The 25,406-nt window shown below is 62.1% G+C and carries 20 protein-coding genes; 17 read left to right on the plus strand and 3 right to left on the minus strand.

Going from position 1 to position 25,406, the window contains the following annotated elements:
* Positions 1-13 precede the first annotated feature (13 nt).
* The 5 genes from O4H62_RS17735 to O4H62_RS17755 all read left to right on the plus strand — a co-directional run bounded on the left by O4H62_RS17735 (position 14) and on the right by O4H62_RS17755 (position 3,803).
* A complete protein-coding gene (locus tag O4H62_RS17735; protein ID WP_430538475.1) occupies positions 14-883 on the plus strand; it encodes an AAA family ATPase in 870 nt (289 codons plus the stop codon).
* Position 884: 1 nt separating this feature from the next.
* Positions 885-2,072 (plus strand): vWA domain-containing protein, encoded by a 1,188-nt coding sequence (locus O4H62_RS17740; RefSeq protein WP_269389874.1) that lies wholly within the window; start codon positions 885-887, stop codon positions 2,070-2,072.
* 2 nt (positions 2,073-2,074) lie between these two features.
* Positions 2,075-2,893: an XdhC family protein gene (locus O4H62_RS17745; RefSeq protein WP_430538465.1), complete on the plus strand. Its 819-nt coding sequence runs from the start codon at positions 2,075-2,077 to the stop codon at positions 2,891-2,893.
* A 57-nt stretch (positions 2,894-2,950) separates the two neighbouring features.
* Positions 2,951-3,463, plus strand: a complete 513-nt coding sequence (locus tag O4H62_RS17750) for an SRPBCC family protein (protein WP_269389876.1) — start codon at positions 2,951-2,953, stop codon at positions 3,461-3,463.
* Between the two features lie 121 nt (positions 3,464-3,584).
* The gene (locus O4H62_RS17755) at positions 3,585-3,803 is read left to right on the plus strand and encodes a DUF1858 domain-containing protein (RefSeq protein WP_269389877.1); all 219 of its coding nucleotides are present in this window, start codon (positions 3,585-3,587) and stop codon (positions 3,801-3,803) included.
* Positions 3,804-3,809: 6 nt separating this feature from the next.
* Here the strand turns inward: O4H62_RS17755 and O4H62_RS17760 are convergent, their stop codons facing one another.
* Positions 3,810-4,385 (minus strand): Crp/Fnr family transcriptional regulator, encoded by a 576-nt coding sequence (locus O4H62_RS17760; RefSeq protein WP_331284469.1) that lies wholly within the window; start codon positions 4,383-4,385, stop codon positions 3,810-3,812.
* On the opposite strand from O4H62_RS17760, the gene O4H62_RS17765 reads away from it, so the two are divergent.
* Positions 4,359-5,813, plus strand: a complete 1,455-nt coding sequence (locus O4H62_RS17765) for an NnrS family protein (protein ID WP_331284470.1) — start codon at positions 4,359-4,361, stop codon at positions 5,811-5,813. The two genes, O4H62_RS17760 and O4H62_RS17765, sit on opposite strands and share 27 nt — an antisense overlap.
* Here O4H62_RS17765 and O4H62_RS17770 read toward each other — a convergent pair.
* Entirely contained in the window at positions 5,810-6,490 is a 681-nt protein-coding gene (locus O4H62_RS17770; protein ID WP_269389883.1) for an NnrU family protein, read from the minus strand. The two genes, O4H62_RS17765 and O4H62_RS17770, sit on opposite strands and share 4 nt — an antisense overlap.
* Positions 6,491-6,913: 423 nt before the next feature.
* Between O4H62_RS17770 and O4H62_RS17775 the strand changes: the two genes are divergently transcribed.
* The 7 genes from O4H62_RS17775 to O4H62_RS17805 are packed head-to-tail and all read left to right on the plus strand — an operon-like array spanning position 6,914 to position 15,579.
* Positions 6,914-9,130 (plus strand): 4Fe-4S binding protein, encoded by a 2,217-nt coding sequence (locus tag O4H62_RS17775; RefSeq protein WP_430538476.1) that lies wholly within the window; start codon positions 6,914-6,916, stop codon positions 9,128-9,130.
* Between the two features lie 12 nt (positions 9,131-9,142).
* Complete coding sequence (gene nosZ, locus O4H62_RS17780; protein WP_269389886.1) at positions 9,143-11,062, plus strand: TAT-dependent nitrous-oxide reductase; 1,920 nt, start codon at positions 9,143-9,145, stop codon at positions 11,060-11,062.
* A gap of 12 nt (positions 11,063-11,074) precedes the next feature.
* Positions 11,075-12,343: a nitrous oxide reductase family maturation protein NosD gene (locus O4H62_RS17785; protein ID WP_269389888.1), complete on the plus strand. Its 1,269-nt coding sequence runs from the start codon at positions 11,075-11,077 to the stop codon at positions 12,341-12,343.
* Positions 12,340-13,269, plus strand: coding sequence for an ABC transporter ATP-binding protein (locus O4H62_RS17790; RefSeq protein WP_269389889.1), 930 nt, complete (start codon positions 12,340-12,342; stop codon positions 13,267-13,269). Before O4H62_RS17785 ends, O4H62_RS17790 begins: the two co-directional genes overlap by 4 nt.
* Positions 13,257-14,087 (plus strand): ABC transporter permease, encoded by an 831-nt coding sequence (locus O4H62_RS17795; RefSeq protein WP_269389890.1) that lies wholly within the window; start codon positions 13,257-13,259, stop codon positions 14,085-14,087. The genes O4H62_RS17790 and O4H62_RS17795 overlap by 13 nt, the downstream gene beginning before the upstream one ends.
* Positions 14,084-14,635, plus strand: a complete 552-nt coding sequence (locus O4H62_RS17800; RefSeq protein WP_269389891.1) for a nitrous oxide reductase accessory protein NosL — start codon at positions 14,084-14,086, stop codon at positions 14,633-14,635. Before O4H62_RS17795 ends, O4H62_RS17800 begins: the two co-directional genes overlap by 4 nt.
* On the plus strand, positions 14,632-15,579 hold the full coding sequence (locus tag O4H62_RS17805) for an FAD:protein FMN transferase (RefSeq protein WP_269389893.1): 948 nt from the start codon (positions 14,632-14,634) through the stop codon (positions 15,577-15,579). Before O4H62_RS17800 ends, O4H62_RS17805 begins: the two co-directional genes overlap by 4 nt.
* Before the next feature lie 65 nt (positions 15,580-15,644).
* Here the strand turns inward: O4H62_RS17805 and O4H62_RS17810 are convergent, their stop codons facing one another.
* Positions 15,645-16,409 (minus strand): helix-turn-helix domain-containing protein, encoded by a 765-nt coding sequence (locus O4H62_RS17810; RefSeq protein WP_269389894.1) that lies wholly within the window; start codon positions 16,407-16,409, stop codon positions 15,645-15,647.
* Between the two features lie 283 nt (positions 16,410-16,692).
* On the opposite strand from O4H62_RS17810, the gene O4H62_RS17815 reads away from it, so the two are divergent.
* The 4 genes from O4H62_RS17815 to narJ are packed head-to-tail and all read left to right on the plus strand — an operon-like array spanning position 16,693 to position 25,390.
* Positions 16,693-19,416, plus strand: coding sequence for a nitrate/nitrite transporter (locus O4H62_RS17815; protein WP_269389895.1), 2,724 nt, complete (start codon positions 16,693-16,695; stop codon positions 19,414-19,416).
* An 18-nt stretch (positions 19,417-19,434) separates the two neighbouring features.
* Positions 19,435-23,181 (plus strand): nitrate reductase subunit alpha, encoded by a 3,747-nt coding sequence (locus tag O4H62_RS17820; protein WP_269389896.1) that lies wholly within the window; start codon positions 19,435-19,437, stop codon positions 23,179-23,181.
* Positions 23,178-24,701, plus strand: a complete 1,524-nt coding sequence (narH, locus tag O4H62_RS17825; protein WP_269389898.1) for a nitrate reductase subunit beta — start codon at positions 23,178-23,180, stop codon at positions 24,699-24,701. The genes O4H62_RS17820 and narH overlap by 4 nt, the downstream gene beginning before the upstream one ends.
* On the plus strand, positions 24,698-25,390 hold the full coding sequence (gene narJ / locus O4H62_RS17830; protein ID WP_269389900.1) for a nitrate reductase molybdenum cofactor assembly chaperone: 693 nt from the start codon (positions 24,698-24,700) through the stop codon (positions 25,388-25,390). The genes narH and narJ overlap by 4 nt, the downstream gene beginning before the upstream one ends.
* Positions 25,391-25,406 lie beyond the last annotated feature (16 nt).

Genomic DNA, 25,406 nt, shown 5'->3' on the forward strand with positions numbered 1-25,406 from the left:
GAGAGCGGTGAAAATCCCTCAGGAAAATGTCGCCACAGAGCTGGCTGCGGTCGGGTACATTCCCGACCGCGACCTGGCGACGGCGCTGTGGCTGATGGACAGCCTCAAGCGGCCCTTGCTGCTTGAGGGCGAGGCCGGCGTCGGCAAGACCGAAGTGGCCCGCGCCTTGGCGCTGGCCCATGACACGCGGCTGATCCGGCTGCAATGCTACGAGGGTCTGGACCAGAGCGCGGCGCTGTATGAGTGGAACTACCAGCGGCAATTGCTGGCCATCAAGGCCCGCGAAGGTGCCGATGCCTCTTCGGTCGAGGAACACATTTTCAGCGAGACCTATCTGCTGGAACGGCCGCTTTTGGCGGCGATCCGGCAGGACAAGGCGCCGGTGCTGCTCATCGACGAGGTGGACCGTGCGGACGAGGAGTTCGAGGCGTTCCTGCTCGAGCTGCTGTCTGATTTTCAGGTCTCGATCCCCGAGCTGGGGACGATCACGGCGACCACGATTCCCCGCGTCATCCTGACATCGAACGGGACCCGCGAGCTCAGCGACGCGCTGCGCCGCAGATGTCTCTATCACTATGTCGACTATCCCGATGTCGACCGCGAGGCCCGGATCATCCTGTCGCGCCTGCCCGGCATCGACACCGATCTGGCCTTGCAGATCGCCAACATGGTCAGCCTGATCCGCAAGGAAGAGCTGCGCAAGACGCCTGGCGTCGCCGAGACGCTGGACTGGGCGGCAACGCTGGCCGGGCTCGAGATCCGCCACCTGCGCGATGAGCCCGAAGCGGTGCATGAAACGCTGATGTGCCTGATAAAGACCGCCGAGGACAAGTCCCGCATGACCCGCGAGGTCTCCGACCGCCTTCTCGGCAAGGTGGCCTGAGATGAGCCTGGCGATGGCATCCGAAAATCCTCTCGGCGCAGGCGCCCGGACGAAGCTGAACGGCTTTGCCCAAACCCTGCGCGACAATGGTTTTATCGTTGGCCTGGCTGAAACCCGGGATGCGCTGACGATCCTGGCCGGCGGCGATGCGGCACGCCCCTCGCGCTTGCGTCCGGCTCTGAAGACCCTTTTGTGTAGCCGCCAGGCCGACTGGGAGAAATTTGACGAGCTGTTCGACGCCTACTGGTTGAGCCGCGGCATGAAATCGGCGACGCGCATTTCCGGCGCGCCGCAGAAATCGCCTCCCGGGCTGCAGACCCAGGCGGCGGGCCGGCGCGGAATTGGTGAGAGCGACATGGCCGACCATGTCGAGCGCGGCGAGGGAAGCGAAGTCTCCGAGACCGGCCAGTCAAAGCGGGAGGGCGCCTCACGCACCGAGCTGTTGTCGAAAACCGATTTCAGGCATCTCACCCAGCCCAAAGACCTGGCGGAAGCACACCTGCTTGCCGAGCGGCTGGCAAAGAGCATGCGCGCGCGGCTGACGCGCCGAATGCACGCGCGGCGTTCGGGCCAGCGGCTCGACCTCAGGCGGACGATCCACAAGAGCATTGCCCATGGCGGCACGCCGCTGGAACTGATCCGGCGAAAGCGCAAGGACAAGCCGCTTCGGCTGGTGGTCCTGCTCGATGCGTCGGGCTCGATGAACCTTTATTCCGCGGTCTTCCTGCGCTTCATGCACGGCGTGCTCGACAGTTTTCGCGAGGCCGAAGCCTTCGTCTTTCACACCCGCCTGATCCACATCTCGCCGGCGCTGAAGGAGCGTAATCCGCAGCGTGCAGTGGAACGCATGTCGTTGCTGGCGCAAGGCACCGGCGGCGGCACGCGGATCGGTGAAAGCCTCGCCACCTTCAACCGCTGGCATGCAAAGCGCTGCATTCACTCACGCACCTGCGTCATGATCGTCTCGGACGGCTATGACACTGGTCCCGCCGAGGTGCTGGGTGTCGAGATGCAGGCCCTGCGCCGCCGCTGCCGCCGCATCGCGTGGCTCAACCCGATGATCGGCTGGCAGGGCTACGCGCCCGAGGCCGCAGGCATGAAGGCGGCGCTGCCCTATGTCGACCTGTTCGCCCCGGCGCACAATCTCGAAAGCCTCAAATCCCTTGAACCCTATCTGGCGAGGATATGATCATGCCGCAACACGCCGATATTCTGGAGCTGATGAACGACTACAAGACCAGGGGCGAGCCTTTCGCGCTGGCAACGGTGGTGCGCACGGTCTCGGTTACCGCCGCGAAGGCCGGCGCCAAGGCGCTGATCCTGGCTGATGGCACCATCACCGAAGGATGGATAGGCGGCGGCTGTGCCCGTGGAGCCGTGCTCAAGGCGGCACGGGAAGCGCTTGCCGATGGCCAGTCGCGGCTTGTCAGCATCCAGCCCGGCGATCAATTGTCCGAGCACCGGGTCAAGGCAGGAGAAACGCGTGACGGCGTCATCTATGCCAGCAACCATTGTCCGAGCCAGGGGACGATGGACGTGTTCGTGGAGCCGGTGTTGCCGCGACCCAACCTGCTGATCTGCGGCGCCTCGCCGGTCGCGGTAGCACTCGCCGACCTTGCGCGGCGGATGGGCTTCTTCATCACCGTCTGCGCCCCGGCGACCGAACACGCGAGCTTCGGCGAAACCGATCGGCTGATTGACGGCTATGCCGTGCCGATAGACGGAAGCGAGCGGGACTATGTGGTGATCGCCACACAGGGCCGCGGCGACAGTGCGGCACTCAAGGCAGCGGTTGAGGCGCCTTCCAAATATCTCGCCTTTGTCGGCTCGCGCAAGAAGGCGGCGGCGCTAAAGGCCGACATGATCGAAAGCGGCATTCCGCCTGCTCGGCTCGAAAACATTCGCGCGCCGGCGGGTCTCGATATCGGCGCCATCACGCCGGACGAGATCGCCTTTTCGATCGTCGCCGAGATGATCGAACTGCGCCGCCGCGGCCAACGCACACTCTGACCCACGCTCTGGCCAACGCTTTGGCCCACACTCTGGCAAGGACACACCAAGATGGAAATGAACGGATCACAACGCATCGAAGCTTCCCGCGAGCAGGTCTACGCCGCCTTGAATGACGTCGATATCCTGCGCCAGTGCATTCCGGGCTGCGAGTCGATCGAGAAGACCTCCGACACCGAGATGAACGCCAAGGTGACGCTGCGGGTCGGTCCGGTCAAGGCGAGCTTCACCGGCAAGGTGACCCTGTCCGATCTCGATCCGCCCAACGGTTATACGATCAGCGGAGAAGGATCGGGCGGCATGGCCGGCTTCGCCAAGGGCGGAGCCAAGGTGGACCTGGTACCCGATGGCGATGCAACGATCCTCAATTACACCGTGTCGGCTGAAATCGGCGGCAAGATCGCTCAGCTCGGCAGCCGTCTGATCGATGGAACCGCGAAGAAGCTGGCCGGTGATTTCTTTGCGAAATTCAGCGAGATTGTCGGCCCGACACCGGCAGCCGAAGACACGCCAGCTGAAGACGTCGCGGAGAAGAAGGGCTGGGTTGGCCGCTTGCGCGATTCCCTATAGGCCAGGCGCCACGCAGGGGCCCTTCCGGCCAGGCGATGCCAAATCACCAGTTGATTGCGATTGAACAAATTGCGCCCGACAGGGTCTGCTAGCGTCCGGGTTTGACAAACCGGGCAGCTCAATGGGCAAGCAGACCATCACACTGGAGACGCCGATGGATGTGGTGATGAGCCGGCATCCTGAAGTGCTTCCGGTGTTGCTGGCATCCAGGATCCATTGTGTCGGCTGCCCATTGAGCGCGTTTCACAGCGTTTCGGATGCGGCTCTCGAGCATTCCCGTAACCCCGAAGAGTTCCTTGCGTCGCTCATGTCGGCGATCGCTGCGGCCGGTTCGCGGTGAACGGCATCAGTCGCGCGCGGATGCGACCATCATCAGCCTGTGGCCTTCGACAAGCGTGATCTTCTGGCGTCCGCCCTTGATCCAGCCCTTCGAATCCCAGCTGCTGAGCAGGCGGGAGACGGTGTGAAGCGTCGTGCCGGTCATCTCGGAGATGTCCTGCCGGGAGATCGGAAAGTCGATCAGGATTCCTTCATCGGTCTTGCGGCCGGTTTCCCGTGCAAGGCTTAGAATGGCGTTGGCGACCCTTTGTTCCACCCGCTCCGTGGCCAGTTCGACGACACGGTCCTGGGTGCCGACCAGCCGGCTGCCGACCATGGAATAGGTGTTGGTGGCAAAACCCGGGTGTGCGGCAACGATGGCGTCCCAGGCGTTGGAAGGCCAGGCGAGCAGGACGCAATCGACCGCGGCCACTGCATTGGCCGGGTAGCTGTCCCGCCCGATTGCCTTTGCAATACCGAGCAGTTCGCCGGTCGCGATATAGCGGACGATCACCTGTTCGCCGTCGGGCGTCACCTTGACCACACGCACATAGCCATCAAGCAGCAGGAAGAACGAGTGCGCTTCCTCGCCTTCCCGAAACACATAGGCATCCTTCGCGCTCCGGAACGACACGGCCCGTGCGAGCATATCGTCGAGCGCGTCCCGGCTCATTCCGGAAAAGGGAGGCAGGTCGGCAAGAAGCGACGCATCAAGACGGCTCAATGGTTTTCTCCAGTTTGCGACAATGCAAAGATCCGGCTGGCCAAACTGTTAGGGATTTGGTGGCGCCAACGCAACCCGAACAGGCGTCCCGCAACTCAACAGACACTGGATCCCATCATGGCAATTCCTCGAACCCGCACATATGCCGGACCGGCCATCCTGAGCTACGGCTTTCGTCCGTTCTTTCTTTTCGGCGGGCTGTATACGGGGCTGTCGATCCTGCTTTGGCTGCCGCAGTTTTACGGCGAGCTGGCGCTGGCGACGCTGTTTGCGCCGGTTGATTGGCACGTGCACGAACTCTATTTCGGTTTCCTGCCGGCGATCGTCACCGGGTTCCTGTTCACCGCCGTGCCAAACTGGACCGGCCGCATGCCACTGCAGGGAAACGCCCTCCTGGCATTGCTCCTGCTCTGGTTGGCGGGGCGGGTGGCGGTTACCTTTTCAGCGTATATCGGCTGGCAGTCGGCGCTGGTCGTGGATTGTGCTTTCCTGATCGCAGTGGCGATCGTGATTGCCCGTGAAATCATCGCCGGCGCGAACTGGCGAAACCTGAAGGTGCTGCTGCCCTTGTTGGTCCTGGCAGCCGCCAACATCGCCTTTCATCTGGAAGCGCATTTTGACGGCGTCTCCGATATCAGCCGCCGGCTGGCGGCGCTCGCCGCGATCACGTTGATTATGCTGATTGGGGGGCGAGTCATCCCGAGTTTCACCCGCAACTGGCTGGTTCGCGAGAATCCCGGGCGCCTGCCTGCGGCCTTTTCGCGCTTCGACGTGGTCTCCATTGCCGCGGGCATAGCGGCCCTGGGTGTCTGGACCGCGTCTCCGGAGTCACTCGGCGCCGCTGTAACCATGGCCATCGCGGCCTTGCTGCATTTCATTCGGCTCGGGCGCTGGGCCGGCGATCGCACCTTGCGCGATCCGCTGGTCTGGATCCTGCACGCGGCTTATCTCTTTGTACCCGCCGGATTTGCGCTTATTGCTGCGGCCATTCTCCTACCGGAGCATATCTCGCCGCTTGCCGGTGTGCATGCGCTCGGTGTCGGCGCTGTCGGTGGCATGACCCTGGCGATGATGGTACGTGCCTCGCTGGGGCATACCGGACAGGCGCTGCGTGCCGGTCCCGCCGTCAGCTTGCTTTTTCTGGCGGTGCTGGTCGCGGCGGCCGCGCGCATTCTCGCCGCCATGACCGACAGCCATACGGGCCTGTCATTGCATGTCGCGGCTTTCGCGTGGATGGCGGCATTCTGCGGCTTTGCTGTAGTCGTCGGCCCGGCGCTCGTCATGCCGCGGCGGTCGGCGAGGCCCTAGAGAACGGCCGCCAGCGGCGACACCCCGATCACGGCCGGATGCAGTGCCAGCAGGATCGCAAACAACGCCAAGCCGGCGATCAGCCTCACCAGAAGGCTTTGCGCGCCGAAGCTGTCTGCAAGGGATGCCCGGCGCATGTCCGCCAGCAGGTCCTGATACCGGTCCTCACCGATTTCCCGTTTCTTGCGCCGGTCGATCAGCCGCATTCCGACAAGGGTGAAGGCGGCGAAGATGCCGAACATTATGAGATGCGCTAGGTTGCCGTTGGGGAGGATATGCGAGCCGGACCACAGCAGGAGAGCCACCAGCAACGGATGCCGGTGCAAGCGGACAATTCCGGCCCGCCTCGGATCAAAGGAGCTATTTCTGGAACCGCCAAAGGAAAAGGGATTGGGGCGCCCGATGGAGAGTGCGAAGACGATACAGGCAAGCAGCATTGCCGCCAGCGTCACGGCCGACTGCCAGGGCGCCGGCTGCCAGATTTCTACATAGGGCGCGCGTCCGGCGCTGACGATCAGCCAGGCCAGCGCCAGCACCGATACGATCGAATAGCCAATCGAGAAGGTCCGCGCTCCGAAGCGGCCGACAATATGAGACTTGACCGCCGGCCGGACCGGCACCGCATGCAAGACGAAGAAAACCGCCAATGCCAACGAAAATTCAGTCCAGTTTTCCATTATCGAACCCCGACCCTTCCGGCAAATCTTGAAGCTGTATCAGCGGTTTGCAACCGTTCGACGGATGTCTCGCATGGCGCGGCTGCTGTTTGGCCGCCGCATGCGGACCGCCTTCACAAAATCGCTTCCCCATGCGCGATAATGCGAACGCGGGAGTGTGGCTCTGCTCGGTCAACCCGTTGGCTGAGGTGGAACAAAAAGCATTTCGTTCGGATACAGGCAAGGGTCCTGAGCCAAATGCAGCAACGAAAACATTATATATAAACAATATAATATATTGATATCGCTGAGGTTTCCGGGCGCGTTTCATTTGCGAGTTTGCGCAAATGCAAAGAGGTCGCCAGGCCACGAGGCTAGGTTCACGCCGGAAATGACCGGGTGAGTTTAGACATGATGGCCAAGTCGATCAGCGTTCGCAATTACATGGTTGCAGCATTTGCGATGCTGGCAAGCCTTCTTCTGCCCATCGGCGCCGCGCAGGCCGAACCCCTGGTCATGAAGTTCCTGGACAAGGCGAGTGTCGGCGACATCGTTCCCGGCGCCACCGAGTACGGTCAATTGCGGTCGGACATTCCCGTGGTTGAAGCCCTGAAGGACGGCAAGGTCGTCGGCTACGTCTTCCTGACATCCGATTTCGTCACGACGACCGGCTATTCCGGCAAGCCGATCCACACGCTCATGGGAGTTGACGACAACGCGAAGGTCACCGGCGTCCGCCTCGTCAAGCATTCCGAACCGATCGTGCTGGTCGGCATCCCCGAATCCAAAATCGCCGCGGTGACGGAGAAATACGCCGGGCTCGATCTCATCGCCGAGGCCGCCGCCGGTGGCTCGGCGCATGATCTCGACATCGTCTCGGGCGCCACCGTGACGATCATCGTCATCGACGATTCCATTGTCCGGGCAGGGCTGAAAGTGGCGAGGTCTCTTGGCCTTGGCGGCCTTGAGCCCGAACTGGCAAGCTCGGGACCGACGAAGGCTTTGTCGATGCCAAGCGGTGACGACGTCACGGTATCCGACTGGCAGACGCTTGCGGGTGATGGTTCGATCCGCAGCCTTCGGCTCGATATCGGTCAGGTGAACACGGCATTCGAGGAGACCGGTGACCCTCGCGCCATCAAGCGCCCGGAAAAGGGGGCGCCCGAAGACACCTTCATCGACATGCAGATGGCGCTGGTCAGCGCGCCGGAGATCGGCCGCACGCTGCTTGGCGACGATGAATACGCCAACCTGCTCGAATGGCTCGATGAAGGCGACCAGGCGATCCTCGTTGTCGGTCGCGGCAAGTATTCCTTCAAGGGATCGGGCTATGTCCGCGGCGGCATATTCGACCGCATCCAGCTGATCCAGGGCGACACCGCGGTTCGCTTCCACGACAAGCAGCACAAGCGGATTGGCAAGCTCGCGGCGGAAGATGCGCCGTCGTTCACCGAACTCGATATCTTCAAGGTGAAGGCGGGCAGCGGCTTTGATCCGGCGGAGCCGTTCAGGCTGCAGCTCTTGGTGCAGCGCGCCGTTGGCGCCATCGACAAGGCCTTCATCACCTTTGATCTCGGCTACCGAATTCCGGACCGCCATACCGAGAAGCTTGCGGTCGAAACCGCCGCCGTCAACCCGCAGATCCAGAGCGACGTGGCGGTATCGGATACCAGCGAACTGAGCCATCTGTGGAAGCGCGTCTGGCTGCAGAAGCGCGTCGAGGTCGTGGTCCTGGTGGCCGCCCTCGTCATCCTGACCGGTGTATTCTTCTTCCAGATGCAGGTAACCCGGCATGAGCGTTTCACCTACTGGTTCCGCGTCGGCTTCCTGGTGTTCACGCTGGTCGGCCTCGGCTGGTACGCCAATGCGCAATTGTCGGTGGTCAACATCCTGGCATTCTTCTCGGCGGTGATGGCAGGCTTCTCCTGGTCGGCCTTCCTGATGGACCCGCTGGTCTTCATCCTCTGGTTTTCGGTGGCGGCGTCGCTGCTGTTCTGGGGCCGCGGTGTGTATTGCGGCTGGCTCTGCCCGTTCGGCGCGTTGCAGGAACTGACCAACAAGATCGCGCGCTTTTTCAAGGTCCCGCAATACACGCTGCCCTGGGGTCTGCATGAGCGCCTGTGGCCGATCAAGTACATGATCTTTCTCGGCCTGTTCGGCCTGTCGCTGTACTCGCTGGAAATGGCCGAGCGCTATGCGGAGATCGAGCCGTTCAAGACCGCGATCATCCTCAAGTTCCAGCGTGGCTGGCCGTATATCCTGTTCGTGGTCGTGCTGCTTGGCGCCGGCCTGTTCATCGAGCGCTTCTACTGCCGCTACCTGTGCCCGCTCGGCGCGGCGCTGGCGATCCCTGCGCGGCTCAGAATGTTCGACTGGCTCAAGCGCTACAAGGAATGCGGCGATCCATGCCAGCGCTGCGCCAAGGAGTGCATGGTCCAGGCCATCCATCCGGAAGGCAATATCAATCCCAATGAATGCCTGCAGTGTCTGCACTGCCAGGTGCTCTACCAGAGCGCCACCAAGTGCCCGGTTTGCATCAAGAAAGAAGCCAAGCGGGCGAAATTCCGCAAGCAGAACGGGCTCGACTCCGTCGCTCCGGCATCGACCGGCATAGGGCAGCCGCGCGTGGGAACCAATCCGACAACACAACCATCAACCTGAAGGAGACAGAACATGTCAGCAGAAGAAACCAGACGAAAAGGCCTGTCCCGGCGATCCCTGATGACCGCCACGGCAGGGGGAGCCTTCCTGGCCGGATCCGGAATGGGATCCGAATTGCTCAAGGGTACGCTTGTCAGCAAGGCGCATGCTTCGACACCGAAACTGAACTTCGAGCCGGGTGAGCTCGACCCCTATTACGGGTTCTGGTCGTCGGGTCAGAGCGGTGAATTGCGCATTCTCGGCTTTCCGTCGATGCGTGAGCTGATGCGGGTGCCGGTGTTCAACCGCTGCTCGGCCACGGGCTGGGGCCAGACCAATGAAAGCCTGAAGATCCTGACCGAAGGCCTGACCGAGGAGACAAAGGCGTTTCTCGCGGCCAAGGGCATGAAGACCTATGACAATGGCGACCTTCACCATCCGCACATGTCGTTTACAGACGGTACCTATGACGGCCGCTACATCTTCGCCAACGACAAGGCCAACACCAGGGTCGCGCGCATCCGCTGCGACGTGATGAAATGCGACAGGATCATCGAGATCCCCAATGCCCATGACATCCACGGCATGCGGCCGCAGAAATATCCGCGCACCGGCTATGTGTTCGCCAATGGCGAGCATGAGGCACCACTCGTCAATGACGGCAAGATCCTCGACGATCCTTCGCAGTATGTGAACATCTTCACCGCCATCGATGGCGACGAGATGAAGGTGGCCTGGCAGGTCATGGTGTCGGGCAACCTCGACAACACCGATTGCGACTATCAGGGCAAGTATGCCTTCTCCTCGAGCTACAACTCGGAAATGGGCATGAACCTTGCCGAGATGACCGAGAGCGAACTCGACCACGTGGTGGTGTTCAACCTGAAAGCCATCGAGGACGGCGTCGCCGCCGGCGATGTGCAGATGCTCAACGGGGTGCCGGTGATCGACGGCCGCAAGGGCCAGAACAAGAAGTACACCCGCTACATCCCGATTCCCAACAGCCCGCACGGCGTCAATGCGGCGCCGGACAAGAAGCACATCATGATCAACGGCAAGCTGTCGCCGACCGTTTCGGTGATCGACGTGACCAAGCTCGATGCATTGTTCGACGAGGATGCCGATCCGCGCTCCTGCATCGTCGCCGAGCCTGAACTGGGTCTCGGGCCGCTTCACACGGCCTTTGACGGCAAGGGATTTGCCTACACCACGCTTTTCCTCGACAGCCAGATCGTCAAGTGGGACATCGACAAGGCCATCCGCGCTTATGCCGGCGAGGACGTCGATCCGATCGTCTCCAAGGTCGATGTGCACTACCAGCCTGGCCACAACTCGACCTCGATGGGCGAAACCGCCGAGGCTGACGGTGCATGGCTGATCTCGATGAACAAGTTCTCCAAGGACCGGTTCCTCAATGTCGGCCCGCTGAAACCGGAGAACGAGCAGCTCATCGACATCTCGGCCGATGACATGAAGGTGGTTCATGACGGCCCGACATTCGCCGAGCCGCACGACAGCATCATCGTGCGTGCGGACATCGTCAATCCGGTCAATGCCTGGTCGCGCGATGATGCGATGTTCGCCGATGCCGTCGCCCAGGCGAAAGCCGACGGCGTGGACCTCGAAAGCGATGACATCGTCATCGAGGACGGCAACAAGGTGCGCGTCTACATGACGTCGGTCGCCCCGCAGTTCGGCCTTGAAAAGTTCACGGTCAAGCAGGGGCAGGAAGTCACGGTCTACGTCACCAACCTCGACGATGTTGACGACGTGACCCACGGCTTCTGCATTTCCAACTACGGCATCGCCATGGAAGTGGCGCCGCAGGCGACCGCGTCGATCACGTTTACGGCGGACCGCCCCGGCGTTCACTGGTTCTACTGCCAGTGGTTCTGCCATGCACTGCATATGGAAATGCGCGGCCGCATGTTTGTCGAACCGCGGAATGCGTGAGGCCATACGACCATGAAACTGACCGCCCGCACATTCGCAATGCTGATCGGATCCACGCTCCTCGCGGGATCGGCGAACGCCGCCGATATTCGTGTCGAGCCGGGTCCGGATGCACTGGTGCGGGCGGTCGAACTGGCTCAGCCGGGCGACAGGCTTCTGTTGTCCGGCGGGATCTACCAGGGCGGCATAACCTTGTCCAAGCCGCTCGAAATCGATGGCCAGGGCAAGGCTGAGGTGACCGGCACGGGCGTCGGCTCGGTCATCACCATTGATGCGCCCGATGTGGTGATCGACGGTTTGAGGCTGACCGGCTCGGGCTCTTCGCACGAGACCATCGACAGCGGCGTGCAGATGACGAAAAACGGCACCCGCGCCATCGTCCGCAGCAACCATATCGAAGGCAATCTCTACGGCGTTGATATCCATGGCGCCCGCGACGCTCGTGTCGAAAACAACACCATCATCGGCCGCGACGACAGGCTGATGAACCGGCGCGGCAATGGCGTTTATGTCTGGAACGCACCCGGAGCGAGGGTATCAGGCAATGTGATCCGGCAGGGCCGGGACGGCATTTTCGTCAACACCAGCCGCAAGAACACATTCACCGACAACCGCTTCGAGGGCCTGCGCTTTGCCATTCACTACATGAATGCCGATGACAGCGAGGTTTCCGGCAACATCTCGATCGGCAACCATCTCGGCTACGCCATCATGTTTTCCAAGCGCGTTACCCTGCGCGACAACATCTCGCTGGATGACCGCGATCACGGCATCATGCTCAATTATGCCAACAACGCCGTCATCGAAGGCAACGCCGTGGTCGGCGGCGGCGAAAAGTGCCTGTTCGTCTACAATGCCAACAAGAACATGATCAGTGGCAACCGCATCGAAGGGTGCGAGATCGGCATCCACTTCACCGGTGGATCGGCAAACAACGAAATCACCGGCAACGCCTTTGTCGGCAACCGCACCCAGATCAAATTTGTCAGCACCAGGGATCACGTCTGGTCGGGCAACTACTGGAGCGACCACGCCGCCTATGACGTCAATGGCGACGGCATCGCCGACCAGGCCTTCCGCCCCAATGACGCGATGGACCAGGTGTTGTGGACCCAGCCATCGGCGAAGCTGCTGCTGGGCAGCCCGGCGGTGCAACTGGTGCGCTGGGCGCAGAGCGAATTTCCGGCGCTGCTGCCCGGCGGCATCGTCGATGACCGGCCCCTGATGAAACCGCATGCGCTGCCCGAGACCGCGCGCAAATGGAAAGAATCGCTGCAATGACCGAGATCGTCAAAGCCCGGAATGTGAGCATGAAGTTCAAGGCCGTCGAGGCGCTGACCGATGTCTCGCTCGGCGTGGCGCCCGGTGAACAGGTTGCCTTGCTTGGCCACAATGGCGCCGGCAAGACCACGCTGTTCCGCCTGATCCTGGGTTTCATCAAGCCAACCGCCGGTTCCATTTCCATTGCCGGTTTCATGCCGGGGAGTGACGCAGCGCGGCACGTTGTGTCCTACCTGCCCGAGCAGGTGGCGTTTCCAAAAATGCTGACCGGCCGCGAAGTCGTGCGTTTCTACGCCAGGCTCAAGGGCGCAGCGCCCGAGGGTGTGCAGGCGGTGCTCGACAAGGTCGAACTCGTCGAAGCGGCCGACCGCCGGGTGGACACCTATTCCAAGGGTATGCGGCAACGGCTGGGGCTGGCGCAGGCACTGGTCGGAAACCCCCGCCTGCTGTTGCTCGACGAGCCGACCTCCGGCCTCGACCCGCTTTCAAGGCAGCATTTCTATGAATTGATCGCCGATGTCAGCCGGCGGGGTTGCGCGGTGCTGCTGTCTTCGCACGGGCTGAGCGAACTCGAAGCCAAGACCGACCGGGTGGCCATCATGCGCAAGGGCCGGCTGGTTGCCGACGGGCCATTGGCTGAACTGCAGCATCAGGCCGATCTTCCGATCCGCATCCGCGTGCGCGCCGCTGCCGGCGCCGTTGCCTCCGTCCATGCCGAGATCGGTGGCGGCCGCATCAATTGCGCATCGGTGGAACTCTACTGCGCCAAGGGAGACAAGATGCGCATCCTGTCGAAGATCAGCGGACTTGGCGCGCAGGTTGAGGACGTGGATGTCGCCTCTCCGACACTGGACGAGGTCTACCGCTATTTCTCCAACAACGGGATTGAACAAATCCAGAGAGGTGAGATCCAATGCACGGCGTAATCACCATCGCTGCAACGGAAATCCGGATCGGCCTTCGCAACCGCTGGATCATCCTGTCGTCGCTGATCCTTCTGGCCTTCGCACTCATCCTCGTGCTGCTGGGCAGTGCGCCGGGTGGCGAAGTCAAGACCGATGCCGTCACCGTAGTGGTCGCCAGCCTGTCGACGCTCTCGGTCTATCTGGTGCCGCTGATTGCGTTGCTGTTGTCCTACGACGCGATTGCCGGCGAGATCGACCGCGGCACATTGCAGCTCGTGCTCGCCAGCCCGGTTTCCCGCGGCGCCGTTCTTGTCGGCAAGTTTCTGGGCCATGTCGCCGTTCTCGCCATCGCGGTCAGTTTCGGATACGGCATTGCCGGTCTCGTGGCTTTCTTGGCCAATGGGGGAGGGGAGGCCGTTGCATTGATCGGCGTCGGCCGACTGATTGCAAGCTCGACGATCCTCGGCGCCACCTTCATCGCCATCGGCTATATCGCCAGCGCCAGCGTGCGCCAGACCGGGACCGCGGCAGCGCTCGCCATCGCCATCTGGCTGTTTGCCGTGGTGCTCTATGATCTCGCGCTTCTTGGCGGATTGCTGGCGAGCCAGGACGGCTTCTTCGCCCGGACCGTGTTCCCCTGGCTGCTGGTGTTCAATCCGGCCGATGCGTTCCGGCTCTACAACATGAGCGCCATCGACGCGCTCGCCGTCGGCAGCAATCTGGGCGGCGCCGGCTCGGCGCTGCCGCTCTCCGGTCTTGCAACCATGGTCAGCCCGGTTGCCTGGACCGCCATCGCCCTGGGACTTTCCACCTTCATTCTCAAAAGGGTCAGGCCATGAACATTTTCGTGCGGCTCTCAGCCATGGTTGTCGTGGCGGTCGCGGTTGCGGCTTGCAGTGAACAGCAATCCAGCACCGAACTGCCACAACCGGTGGCGCTTTCGGAAGAAGCGGTCGGGCATTACTGCAACATGACCGTTCTCGAGCACACCGGGCCCAAGGCGCAGATCCACCTCGTCAACAACCCGCATCCGATCTGGTTCAGCCAGGTGCGGGACGGTATTGCGTTCATCCGCTCCCCGGAGGAGCAGGAGGACGCCGTCGTCGTCTACGTCAACGACATGGGCAAGGCGAAGGACTGGGATTTCCCCGGCGATGATACCTGGATTGACGCCAGTCATGCCTGGTTCGTGATCGGATCACGCAAGACCGGTGGCATGGGAACGCCGGAAGTCATTCCGTTTGGAGCCGAACAGGGCGCAACAGCCTTCGTCGCGCAACATGGCGGAAAGGTTGTCCGGCTGGACGACATCCCCGACGCCTATGTTCTCGGCCCCGTCGAGCTGAATCAAGAGAGCAGCAATCTGGTCACGGGAGCGATACGATGAACCTTTCCAGACGCCGATTCATCAGTATCACGGCAGGCTGTCTGCTCGGTGCGCACCATGCGATTGCCTCCGAGAATATGGGAGCACGCTGGCAGGGGATCGCGCTTGGGGCCCATGCCGATCTTCGGCTGGTTGGATTGCCGGCGCGCGAGGCCGAGAGATTGCTGCTTGCAGCGCGCGCTGAAATCGAAAGACTGGAACGGCTGTTCAGCCTCTATCGGGCTGACAGCGCGCTGGTCCGGCTCAACGCGACGGGTATTCTCGAGCGGCCGGGGCCGGATATGCTCGAACTCTGTTCGCTCGTGTCCACCATCCATCAGGCAAGTTCCGGACGGTTCGATCCGAGCATCCAGCCGCTGTGGATGGCCTATGCGCGCGCCGGCGGTGTTCCGGATCAAAAGACCCTGGCCGCGGCCCGCGCAGCAACCGGCTGGAGCAAGGTGGAGGTATCGGCGGATCGTATCCGGCTCCGGCCCGGCGCCGCCCTGACCTTCAACGGCATTGCGCAGGGCTTCATCACCGACCGGGTTGTCGGTCTCCTCATGGCGCAGGGCCTTGAGTCAGGGCTTGTGTCCGTCGGCGAGATTGCCGCAGTCGGCGCATCGCCTGGCGGCGGGGACTGGGCGATCGGTCTGGCCGATCTTGAAGATGGCCCGGCAGACACCACCATCCATCTGCGCGACCGGGCCGTGGCAACTTCAAGTCCGCGCGGAACAATGTTCGGGCCAGGACTAGCCGGGCATATTCTCGACCCTGAAACCGGCATGGCGGCCCCGGCCAATTGGCGAAGGGTCAGTGTCATTCATCGCTCGGCCGCGATCGCCGATGGGCTGTCCACCACAGGCGTTCTGCAAAGCGCCGCGGACTTGCGCGCCATGGTGAGCCGCTTTCCGGATGCTGCGGTCCGCGCGATTGATCAGGTTGGACATATGCTGGATGCCTGATCGGTGGCCATGCGATCGGCCGGTTTGCGCATGTTCGGCGAGGCAGTATCTCTCGCGGGTGCTGTTCAGCTTGTTCTGCGCTGTTTGTCGTCCCATCGAACATCGGGAAAGTTTGCACCGGGAAACTCGGAATTGGCATCGGGTCCGTCCATCAGCGAGTCTGGCCCGGCAATCGCCTCAAGCGCCTTCAGATCGGTGATGATAATGCGCATGCCATCGACGGCGACACCGTCGGTTTGCAGCGACTTGACGGCACGTGAAAAGTTTTCCGGGGTCATTCCGAGATAGGACGCCAGCAACCGCTTTTCGATCGGCAGGATAAAGCTGGCAGCGTTCCCCGCAAGTCTTGCCTGCCGGCAGATATAGGCGGCGACCCGTTCCCTTGAGGTGCGCAGTTTCAGGCCCTTGGCGTGCCGCACCACGGACCGGTAGCAATTTGCCAACTCGGTGATCGTCGACATGGCGAACTCCGGGTCGAGCCGGAAGGTTGCGCGCAGATCCTTGGCGGGGATCATGATGATGCGGGATTTCTCGACCGTCCGCGCCGACATCAGGTAGGGGGCATCCTTGATGCAGGCGGCGAGGATGAAGGTCGAGACCGGCCTGACCACCGCCATGGTCGTCTCGCGGCCGCGCCATCCGGAGAAGAGCTCGACCGTACCCTCCATCATTATATGCAGAAAGTCTGCAGGTTCGCCCTGGTGGATCATTTCGAGTTGTGCGGGAAAGCTCTGCGCATAGGCCGCCAGCATGAGCGTCTCGAAATTCTCTTCGCTCATGTCGCGGAACAACGGCAATTTGCGAATCTCGGGTTTGTCTTGATCCCGCATGTCGTGTCTCCCCCAGGTTCCGACTTGCCAGACACTAGATCAGGCCCAGACAAAAGCTCGCACAAGAATTGATAATTGTCACCTCTGCGATTGACCCTTTTGTTTCCCGATTTTGACCAAGTTCAATTCCGGTTGGTTTGTGCCGGGCGATGCCGACCGGTTTGATCTGCATCAACGGCACCAGGGTTTCTCCATGGATTTTTGTCTCCGAACGGCCATCGGGACCGATGGCGGAAGCGCACTTGCGCAGGGGGAGCCCGGCGCTGCCATGTGGAGATACACAATGCTGGAAAAGGTGAATGTATCGGACAGTGAACGCACCCGTGCTCTTGGATTGAGCACCATTGCATTCACCGCCTGTTTCGCAGTCTGGACCATATTTTCGATCATCGGAATCGAGATCAAGGCTGAACTGGGACTGAGTGAGTTCCAGTTTGGTCTGCTGGTCGCGACCCCCATTCTCACCGGATCGCTGACCCGGCTGATCCTCGGCGTCTGGACCGAGAAATACGGCGGGCGCCTGGTGTTCACGACCCAGATGCTGCTGACAGCTGCGGCGACGTGGATGCTCACCTGGGCCGATTCCTACGCGGTGTATCTCATTGCAGCCCTTGGCATCGGCCTTGCCGGCGGCTCCTTCATCATCGGCGTTGCATACGTGTCGCGCTGGTATGATGCGGGACGTCAGGGGACCGCTCTGGGGATCTTCGGCGCCGGCAATGTCGGTGCTGCGGTCACCAAGTTCGTCGCGCCCTTTGTCATGGTGGCCTATGGCTGGCAGGGCGTCGCCCATGTCTGGGCCATCGGTCTGGCGCTGATGGCGGTCGTCTTCTACGTGTTCGCCAAGGATGACCCGGCTCTGGTGGCGCAACGCAAGTCCGGACGGAAATCACCTTCGCTGGCCGAGCAGTTTGCGCCGCTCAGGAACCTTCAGGTCTGGCGCTTCTCTCTGTACTATTTCTTCGTGTTCGGCGCGTTCGTGGCTCTGGCGCTGTGGATGCCGCATTATCTGGTCGATGTCTACGCGTTGGACATCCGTACGGCCGGCATGTCGGCGGCGGCGTTCTCGCTCTCGGCGTCCCTGTTCCGCGCCTATGGCGGGCACCTGTCCGACCGTTTCGGCGCCCGCGCGGTGATGTACTGGACCTTCGGCTTTTCGCTGATCCTGCTGTTCATGCTGTCCTATCCTCCGACCGACTACGTCATCATGGGCAAGGATGGTCCGATCGCCTTCAGCACGCAGATGGGTCAGTGGCCGTTTGTCATCACTCTGTTCGTGCTCGGCTTCTTCATGAGCCTGGGCAAGGCCGCAGTGTTCAAGCACATCCCGGTCTACTACCCGGACCATGTCGGCGCTGTGGGTGGTCTCGTCGGCATGATCGGCGGGCTCGGCGGTTTCGTGCTGCCGATCAGCTTCGGGGCGTTGCTCGACCTGTCGGGTATTTACACCAGCTGTTTTGCGCTGTTGTTCGTGATCGTTGCCATATCGTTGGCGTGGATGCACCTGTCGGTCCGCGCCATGGAGCGTGCGGCGCAGGGTCCCGAATTGGACAAGCTGCCGCAGCTTCCTGAAATGCAGGATATCCACGATCCAGAACGGATCACGGCGACGCGCGTGCTGCAGGAATGGAAGCCCGAGGACCCGGAATTCTGGGAAACCAAGGGTCGCGCCATCGCACGCCGCAACCTGTGGATCTCGATCCCGGCGCTGCTGCTGGCCTTCTCTGTCTGGATGGTCTGGTCGGTCGTCGTTGCACGGCTGCCGGCGATCGGCTTCAACTTCACCCAGGGCCAGCTGTTCTGGCTGGCGGCGTTGCCGGGTCTGTCGGGCGCCACGTTGCGCATCTTCTACAGCTTCATGGTGCCGATCTTCGGCGGCAGGCTGTGGACGACGATCTCGACCGCTTCGCTGCTGCTGCCGGCCATGGGTATCGGCTATGCGGTGCAGAGCCCGGAAACACCCTATCTGATCTTCCTGGTTCTGGCGCTGCTGTGCGGCTTCGGTGGCGGCAACTTCGCCTCATCGATGGCCAATATCGCCTTTTTCTACCCGAAGGCCGAGAAGGGCAACGCACTGGCCTTGAATGCGGGGCTTGGCAATCTTGGTGTGTCGGTCATGCAGTTCCTTGTGCCGCTTGCCATTACCGCCGGCGTCTTCGGTGTGATGGGCGGGCAACCGCAAACCATGTCGGATGGCGGGCAATTGTGGATGCAGAACGCGGGCTTCATCTGGGTCCCGTTCATCATCGCCGCCACCATCGCCGCCTGGCTCGGCATGAATGACATCGCCGATGCCAAGGCCAGCTTCCGGGAACAGGCGATCATATTCAGCCGCAAGCACAACTGGATCATGTGCGTGCTCTACACCGGGACCTTCGGTAGCTTCATCGGCTATTCAGCGGGCTTCCCTTTGCTGACCAAACTGCAGTTCCCGGAAGTCAACGCGTTGCAGTTCGTCTTCCTCGGGCCGCTTGTGGGGGCGCTGTCACGCGCCGCGACGGGATGGGTCTCTGACAGGTTCGGCGGCGGACGCGTCACTTTCTGGACGTTCCTTGGAATGATCGCGGCGGTGTTCGGGGTGATCTTCTTCCTTGGCATCAAGGAGCAGCCGGGTGCGTTCTGGGGATTCTTCTCCTGCTTCATGGCGCTGTTCTTCCTCACCGGAGTGGGCAATGCCTCAACCTTCCAGATGATCCCGGTGATCATGGCGCGCGAAGTTCCGCGTCTGATGAAGGGGTTGAAGGGTGACGAATTGCAGAAGCAGGCAGGTCGCGAGAGTGCGGCGATCATCGCCTTTACCTCGGCGATCGCCGCCTACGGCGCATTCTTCATCCCGAAAGCCTACGGCACGTCGATTGCCATGACCGGCGGACCGGTCGCGGCACTCTGGGGCTTCCTCGCCTTCTACCTGATCTGCGCGGTGTTGACATGGGCCTTCTACACAAGACCCGGCGGGCTTCTGTTCGACGTCGAACGCAATGTTGCCGCCACACCCCTGACAGCCTGACCTGAAAGGACAAGCAAGATGAGCCACCTGCTCGACAGATTGAATTTCTTCGCCTCCAAGCGCGTCGACACCTTTTCCGACGGCCACGGCGAGACCACCAATGAAAGCCGCGACTGGGAGGATGTCTACCGCAATCGCTGGCGCCACGACAAAATCGTCCGCTCGACCCACGGGGTCAATTGCACGGGCTCCTGTTCCTGGAAGATCTACGTCAAATCCGGCGTCGTCACCTGGGAAACCCAGCAGACCGACTATCCGCGCACCCGGCCGGAACTGCCCAATCACGAGCCGCGCGGCTGCGCCCGCGGTGCCAGCTACAGCTGGTATCTCTATTCCGCCAACCGGGTGAAGACGCCGCTTGTCCGGGCGCGGTTGATGAAGATCTGGCGCAAGCTGCGCCAAACCCAGTCGGCGATCGAGGCCTGGACGACCATCCAGTCCGATCCCGCGCTGCGCGCCGAGTATGTCACGAAGCGCGGCAAGGGCGGCTTCGTGCGCGCCTCCTGGGATGAGGCCACCGAAATCACCGCCGCCGCCAACGCCTACACGGCGAAGAAATACGGCCCGGACCGGGTCTTCGGCTTCTCACCGATCCCGGCCATGTCGATGGTCTCCTACGCCGCCGGTTCGCGCTATCTGAGCCTGCTCGGCGGCACCTGCATGTCGTTTTACGACTGGTATTGCGACCTGCCGCCGGCCTCGCCGCAGACCTGGGGCGAGCAGACCGACGTGCCGGAATCGGCTGACTGGTACAATGCCGGCTTCCTCATCCTGTGGGGCTCGAACGTGCCGCAGACGCGCACGCCGGATGCGCATTTCTACACCGAGGCGCGCTACCGCGGCACCAAGTCCGCCGTCATCTGCCCGGATTACTCGGAAGCATCGAAGTTTTCGGACATCTGGCTCAACGCCAAGCAGGGCACCGATGCGGCGCTCGGCATGGCTTTTGGTCATGTGATCCTCAGGGAATTCCATCTCGACCGCCAGGCCGAGTATTTCGAGGATTACTGCCGCAAATATTCCGACATGCCGATGCTGGTGCAGCTCGACAAGCGCGGCGGCTCCTACATTCCCGGCCGCCAGCTGCGCGCCTCCGACTTCGCAAAGAAACTCGGCCAGGACAACAATCCCGAATGGAAGACCGTCGGGATCGACGAGGCCACCGGCAACGTGGTGGTTCCCAATGGATCGATCGGCTTCCGCTGGGGTGAGCACGGCAACTGGAACCTTGAGGAAAAGGCCGCGGGCGAACCGGTCAAGCTGCGCATGAGCCAGATCCTCGACACGGACCACGATGCTGTTGTGGGCGTCGAGTTTCCCTATTTCGGCGGCGCGGCCACCAACGGCTTCGAGGTCTGCGATCATCCCGATGTCTTGACCCGCAATGTGCCGGTCAGGAAGATCAAGCTGGCCAATGGCAAGACCGCCATGGTCGCCACGGTGTTCGACCTGTTCTGCGCCAATTACAGCCTCGACCGCGGCCTGGGCGGCGGCAATGTCGCCAGCTCCTACGATGACGACGTGCCGTTCACGCCGGCCTGGGCCGAGAAGATCACCGGCGTTCGCCGCGACAAGATCATCCAGGTGGCGCGCGAATTCGCCGACAATGCCGAAAAGACCAATGGCAAGTCGATGGTGATCATCGGCGCCGCCATGAACCATTGGTACCACATGGACATGAACTACCGCGCGGTCATCAACATGCTGGTGATGTGCGGGTGCATCGGGCAGTCGGGCGGCGGCTGGGCGCATTACGTTGGCCAGGAGAAACTCAGGCCGCAGACCGGTTGGGCGCCCCTGGCATTCGCGCTCGACTGGGCCCGTCCGCCACGCCACATGAACTCGACGTCTGCCTGGTACGCCCATACCGACCAGTGGCGCTACGAGACGGTGACAGCGGCGGAGATCCTGTCGCCGACGGCGCCGGAGGGCGACTGGAAGTCGTTGAGCCTGATCGACTACAACATCCGCGCCGAACGCATGGGCTGGCTGCCCTCGGCGCCGCAGCTCAAGACCAATCCGCTCGAGGTCGGCCGCGCCGCCAAGGCGGCCGGCAAGGACGTGCCGGCCTATGTCGCGGAGAAGCTGAAATCGGGCGAACTGGAAATGTCGTGCGAGGATCCGGATGCGCCGGAAAACTGGCCGCGCAACCTGTTCGTCTGGCGCTCCAACCTGCTCGGATCGTCGGGCAAGGGACACGAGTATTTCCTCAAGCACCTGCTCGGCACCGATCACGGCGTCCAGGGCAAGGATCTGGGCGAGGAAGGCCGGCAGAAGCCGGTGGAAGCCAAGTGGCATGACCAGGCGCCGGAGGGAAAGCTCGATCTTCTGGTGACCATCGATTTCCGCATGTCGACCACTGCGGTCTATGCCGACATCGTGCTGCCGACGGCGAGCTGGTACGAAAAGGACGACATGAACACGTCCGACATGCACCCGTTCATCCATCCGCTGCAGGCGGCGGTGGACCCGGCCTACGAGAGCAAGACGGACTGGGAGATCTTCAAGGCGATCGCCAAAAAGTTCTCCGAGATCTCGCCTGAGATCCTCGGTGTGGAAACCGATGTGGTGCAACTGGCGCTGCATCACGACACGCCGTCGGAACTGGCGCAGCCGCAGGTTCTGGACTGGAAGCTGGGCGAATGCGACCTCGTTCCGGGCAAGACGGCTCCGGGCTATATCGCGGTCGAACGCGACTATCCCAACCTCTACAAGCGCTTCACCTCGCTTGGGCCGCTCATGGACAAGGTCGGCAATGGTGGCAAGGGGATCACCTGGGACACCAAGACGGAGGTCCACCACCTCAAGGCGCTCAACGGCACAGTGACGGAGGAGGGGGCTTCCCGGGGGCTGGCCAGGATCGACACGGCCATCGACGCCTGCGAGGTCATCCTGATGCTGGCGCCGGAAACCAACGGCGAGGTTGCGGTCAAGGCCTGGGACGCGCTCGGCAAGCACACCGGCATCGATCACAAGCACCTGGCCGAGGTCAAGCAGGACGAGAAGATCCGTTTCCGCGACATCGCTGCCCAGCCTCGCAAGATCATTTCGTCGCCGACATGGTCGGGGATCGAGAGCGAGGAGGTCTGCTACAACGCCGGCTGGACCAATGTGCATGAGCTGATCCCCTGGCGCACGGTGTCGGGCCGCCAGCAGCTCTACCAGGACCACAAGTGGATGCAGGCCTTCGGCGAGTTCTTCGTCACCTGGCGCCCGCCGGTGGACCTGAAGACGGTCGGTCCGGACATCAATATCTCCGAACGCGACAGCGAGCCGCATGTGGTGCTCAACTTCATCACACCGCACCAGAAATGGGGCATTCACTCCACCTATTCGGACAATCTGATGATGCTGACGCTCAACCGCGGCGGCCCGGTGGTGTGGATTTCGGAAGTGGACGCCCGCAAGGCCGGCTTGGTCGATAACGACTGGGTCGAGGTCTACAACTCGAACGGGGTTCTGACAGCACGGGCGGTGGTGAGCCAGCGTATCAAGGAAGGCACGCTGTTCATGTATCACGCCCAGGAAAAGATCGTGAACACGCCGGGATCGCAGATCACCGGCCAGCGTGGCGGCATCCACAATTCGGTGACCCGTGCCACGCTCAAGCCGACCCACATGATCGGCGGCTACGCCCAGCTCTCCTACGGATTCAACTATTACGGAACCGTGGGCTCCAATCGCGATGAGTTCGTCATCGTTCGCAAAATGACAAAGGTCGACTGGCTGGATCGCCCGTCCACCCAAGTGGAGGCAGCAGAATGAAAGTCCGCGCGCAAATCGGCATGGTGCTCAATCTCGACAAATGCATCGGATGCCACACCTGCTCGGTGACCTGCAAGAATGTCTGGACCAGCCGTGAAGGTGTCGAATACGCCTGGTTCAACAATGTCGAGACCAAGCCCGGCATCGGCTATCCCAAGGACTGGGAAAACCAGAAACGCTGGAACGGCGGCTGGACCCGATCGAAATCCGGCCACTTGCAGCCCAAGCAGGGCGGCAAGTGGCGGATCCTGGCGAATATCTTCGCCAATCCGGACCTGCCCGAAATCGACGACTTCTACGAGCCGTTCGATTTCGATTACGACCATCTCAAATCGGCCCCGGAAATGCAGGCGTTCCCGACGGCGCGGCCGCGTTCGAAGATTTCCGGCGAGCGGATGGAAAAGATCGAATGGGGTCCGAACTGGGAAGAAATCCTTGGCGGTGAATTCGCCAAGCGCAGCCAGGACTACAATTTCGAGGGCATCGAGAAGGAAATCTACGGCGAGTACGAAAACACCTTCATGATGTATTTGCCGAGATTGTGCGAGCATTGCCTCAACCCGGCCTGCGTCGCCTCCTGTCCCTCGGGCGCGATCTACAAGCGCGAGGACGATGGGGTCGTGCTGATCGACCAGGAGAAATGCCGCGGCTGGCGCATGTGCGTCTCCGGCTGCCCCTACAAGAAGATCTACTACAACTGGGAAAGCGGCAAGTCGGAGAAATGCACCCTGTGCTATCCGCGCCTCGAATCGGGTCAGCCGACGGTCTGTTCTGAAACCTGCGTCGGCCGCATCCGCTATCTCGGCGTCATGCTCTATGACGCCGACAAGATATCGCAGGCGGCGGCGACCGAGCACGAGAAGGATCTCTACGACGCCCAACTCGGCGTCTTCCTCGATCCCAATGATCCCGACGTGATCAAGGCGGCGCGCGCCGAAGGCATTCCGGAAGACTGGATCAAGGGCGCGCAGAACTCGCCGGTGTGGAAGATGGCGATGGAGTGGAAGATCGCCTTCCCGCTGCATCCCGAATACCGCACCCTGCCGATGGTCTGGTACGTGCCGCCGCTCTCGCCAATCCAGAATGCGGCGGAAGCCGGCGCCATCGGCACCGTCGACAACATGCCGGATGTGAAGTCGCTGCGCATCCCGGTACGCTATCTCGCCAACATGCTGACCGCCGGTGACGAACAGCCGGTGATCGCGGCGCTGGAACGGATGATGGCGATGCGCGCCTACATGCGCTCGAAGACGGTGGATGGCGTAGTCAATCTCGGCGTGGCCAATCGCGTCGGGCTGACGCCGCACCAGATTGACGAGATGTACCAGCTGATGGCCATCGCCAATTACGAGGACCGGTTTGTCATCCCGACAACCCACCGGGAGCTGGTCGAAGACGCCTATGACCTCAAGTCGGGCTGCGGCTTCACCGACGGCAATGGCTGCTCGTCAGGCATTTCCAAAGGCAAACTGTTCGGCGGCGGCAAGAGCTTCCGCTCACCCACGGAGTTCCTGTCATGACCCGTACTTTCAAGGCCCTGTCGGCAGTACTGACATACCCCTCCACCGAGCTGCAGCAGGCCATTCCGGAGATCCGGGAGGTGCTTGCGGCCGAAGCCATCGTCTCGGCGGCCGCGCTTGATGCCATCGAGCCGTTGCTGGCCGAGTTCGAGACCGGAGACATCTACGATCTGCAGGAGCGGTACGTGCTCCTGTTCGACCGGTCGCGGACGCTGTCGCTCAACCTGTTCGAACACATCCACGGCGAGGGCCGGGACCGGGGCGGGGCGATGGTCGACCTGCTCGAGACCTACCGCGCCCGTGGCTTCGATCTGGTCGCGACCGAACTGCCCGATCACCTGCCGGTGCTGCTCGAGTTCATCTCGACGCTGCCGCAGGCCGAAGCGCGCGAGATGCTGGCCGACGCCGGCCACATCATCGCCGCCCTGGCTGAGCGGCTGACCCGGCGCGAAACGCCCTACGCGGCTGTGCTGGTCGCGTTGTCGGAGATCGCGCAGGCCTCGACCGGGACCGAAGAAGCCCAGGCGCTGATCGCCGAGAAGGATGACGATCCCGAGGATCTCGAGGCGCTCGACGCGGTCTACGAGGAGGCGATGGTCACCTTCGGCCCTGATCCGAACGCCGGCTGCCCCATCAGCCGCGATATTCTGGCCCGCATGGACGAGCCGCTCCGGCCGGCCTCCGCCTGACACGAAAGGACGAACA

It is taken from the genome of Parahoeflea alexandrii, from assembly GCF_027214025.1.
GTDB classification, from domain to species: Bacteria; Pseudomonadota; Alphaproteobacteria; order Rhizobiales; family Rhizobiaceae; genus Hoeflea; species Hoeflea alexandrii_A.

Coding starts and splice junctions, on each gene's coding strand:
- O4H62_RS17740 (WP_269389874.1), top strand. CDS start 885: ATGAGCCTGGCGATGGCATCCGAAAATCCTCTCGGCGCAGGCGCCCGG.
- O4H62_RS17745 (WP_430538465.1), top strand. CDS start 2,075: ATGCCGCAACACGCCGATATTCTGGAGCTGATGAACGACTACAAGACC.
- O4H62_RS17750 (WP_269389876.1), top strand. CDS start 2,951: ATGAACGGATCACAACGCATCGAAGCTTCCCGCGAGCAGGTCTACGCC.
- O4H62_RS17755 (WP_269389877.1), top strand. CDS start 3,585: ATGGGCAAGCAGACCATCACACTGGAGACGCCGATGGATGTGGTGATG.
- O4H62_RS17770 (WP_269389883.1), bottom strand. CDS start 6,490: ATGGAAAACTGGACTGAATTTTCGTTGGCATTGGCGGTTTTCTTCGTC.
- O4H62_RS17775 (WP_430538476.1), top strand. CDS start 6,914: ATGGTTGCAGCATTTGCGATGCTGGCAAGCCTTCTTCTGCCCATCGGC.
- nosZ (WP_269389886.1), top strand. CDS start 9,143: ATGTCAGCAGAAGAAACCAGACGAAAAGGCCTGTCCCGGCGATCCCTG.
- O4H62_RS17785 (WP_269389888.1), top strand. CDS start 11,075: ATGAAACTGACCGCCCGCACATTCGCAATGCTGATCGGATCCACGCTC.
- O4H62_RS17790 (WP_269389889.1), top strand. CDS start 12,340: ATGACCGAGATCGTCAAAGCCCGGAATGTGAGCATGAAGTTCAAGGCC.
- O4H62_RS17795 (WP_269389890.1), top strand. CDS start 13,257: ATGCACGGCGTAATCACCATCGCTGCAACGGAAATCCGGATCGGCCTT.
- O4H62_RS17800 (WP_269389891.1), top strand. CDS start 14,084: ATGAACATTTTCGTGCGGCTCTCAGCCATGGTTGTCGTGGCGGTCGCG.
- O4H62_RS17805 (WP_269389893.1), top strand. CDS start 14,632: ATGAACCTTTCCAGACGCCGATTCATCAGTATCACGGCAGGCTGTCTG.
- O4H62_RS17810 (WP_269389894.1), bottom strand. CDS start 16,409: ATGCGGGATCAAGACAAACCCGAGATTCGCAAATTGCCGTTGTTCCGC.
- O4H62_RS17815 (WP_269389895.1), top strand. CDS start 16,693: ATGCTGGAAAAGGTGAATGTATCGGACAGTGAACGCACCCGTGCTCTT.
- O4H62_RS17820 (WP_269389896.1), top strand. CDS start 19,435: ATGAGCCACCTGCTCGACAGATTGAATTTCTTCGCCTCCAAGCGCGTC.
- narH (WP_269389898.1), top strand. CDS start 23,178: ATGAAAGTCCGCGCGCAAATCGGCATGGTGCTCAATCTCGACAAATGC.
- narJ (WP_269389900.1), top strand. CDS start 24,698: ATGACCCGTACTTTCAAGGCCCTGTCGGCAGTACTGACATACCCCTCC.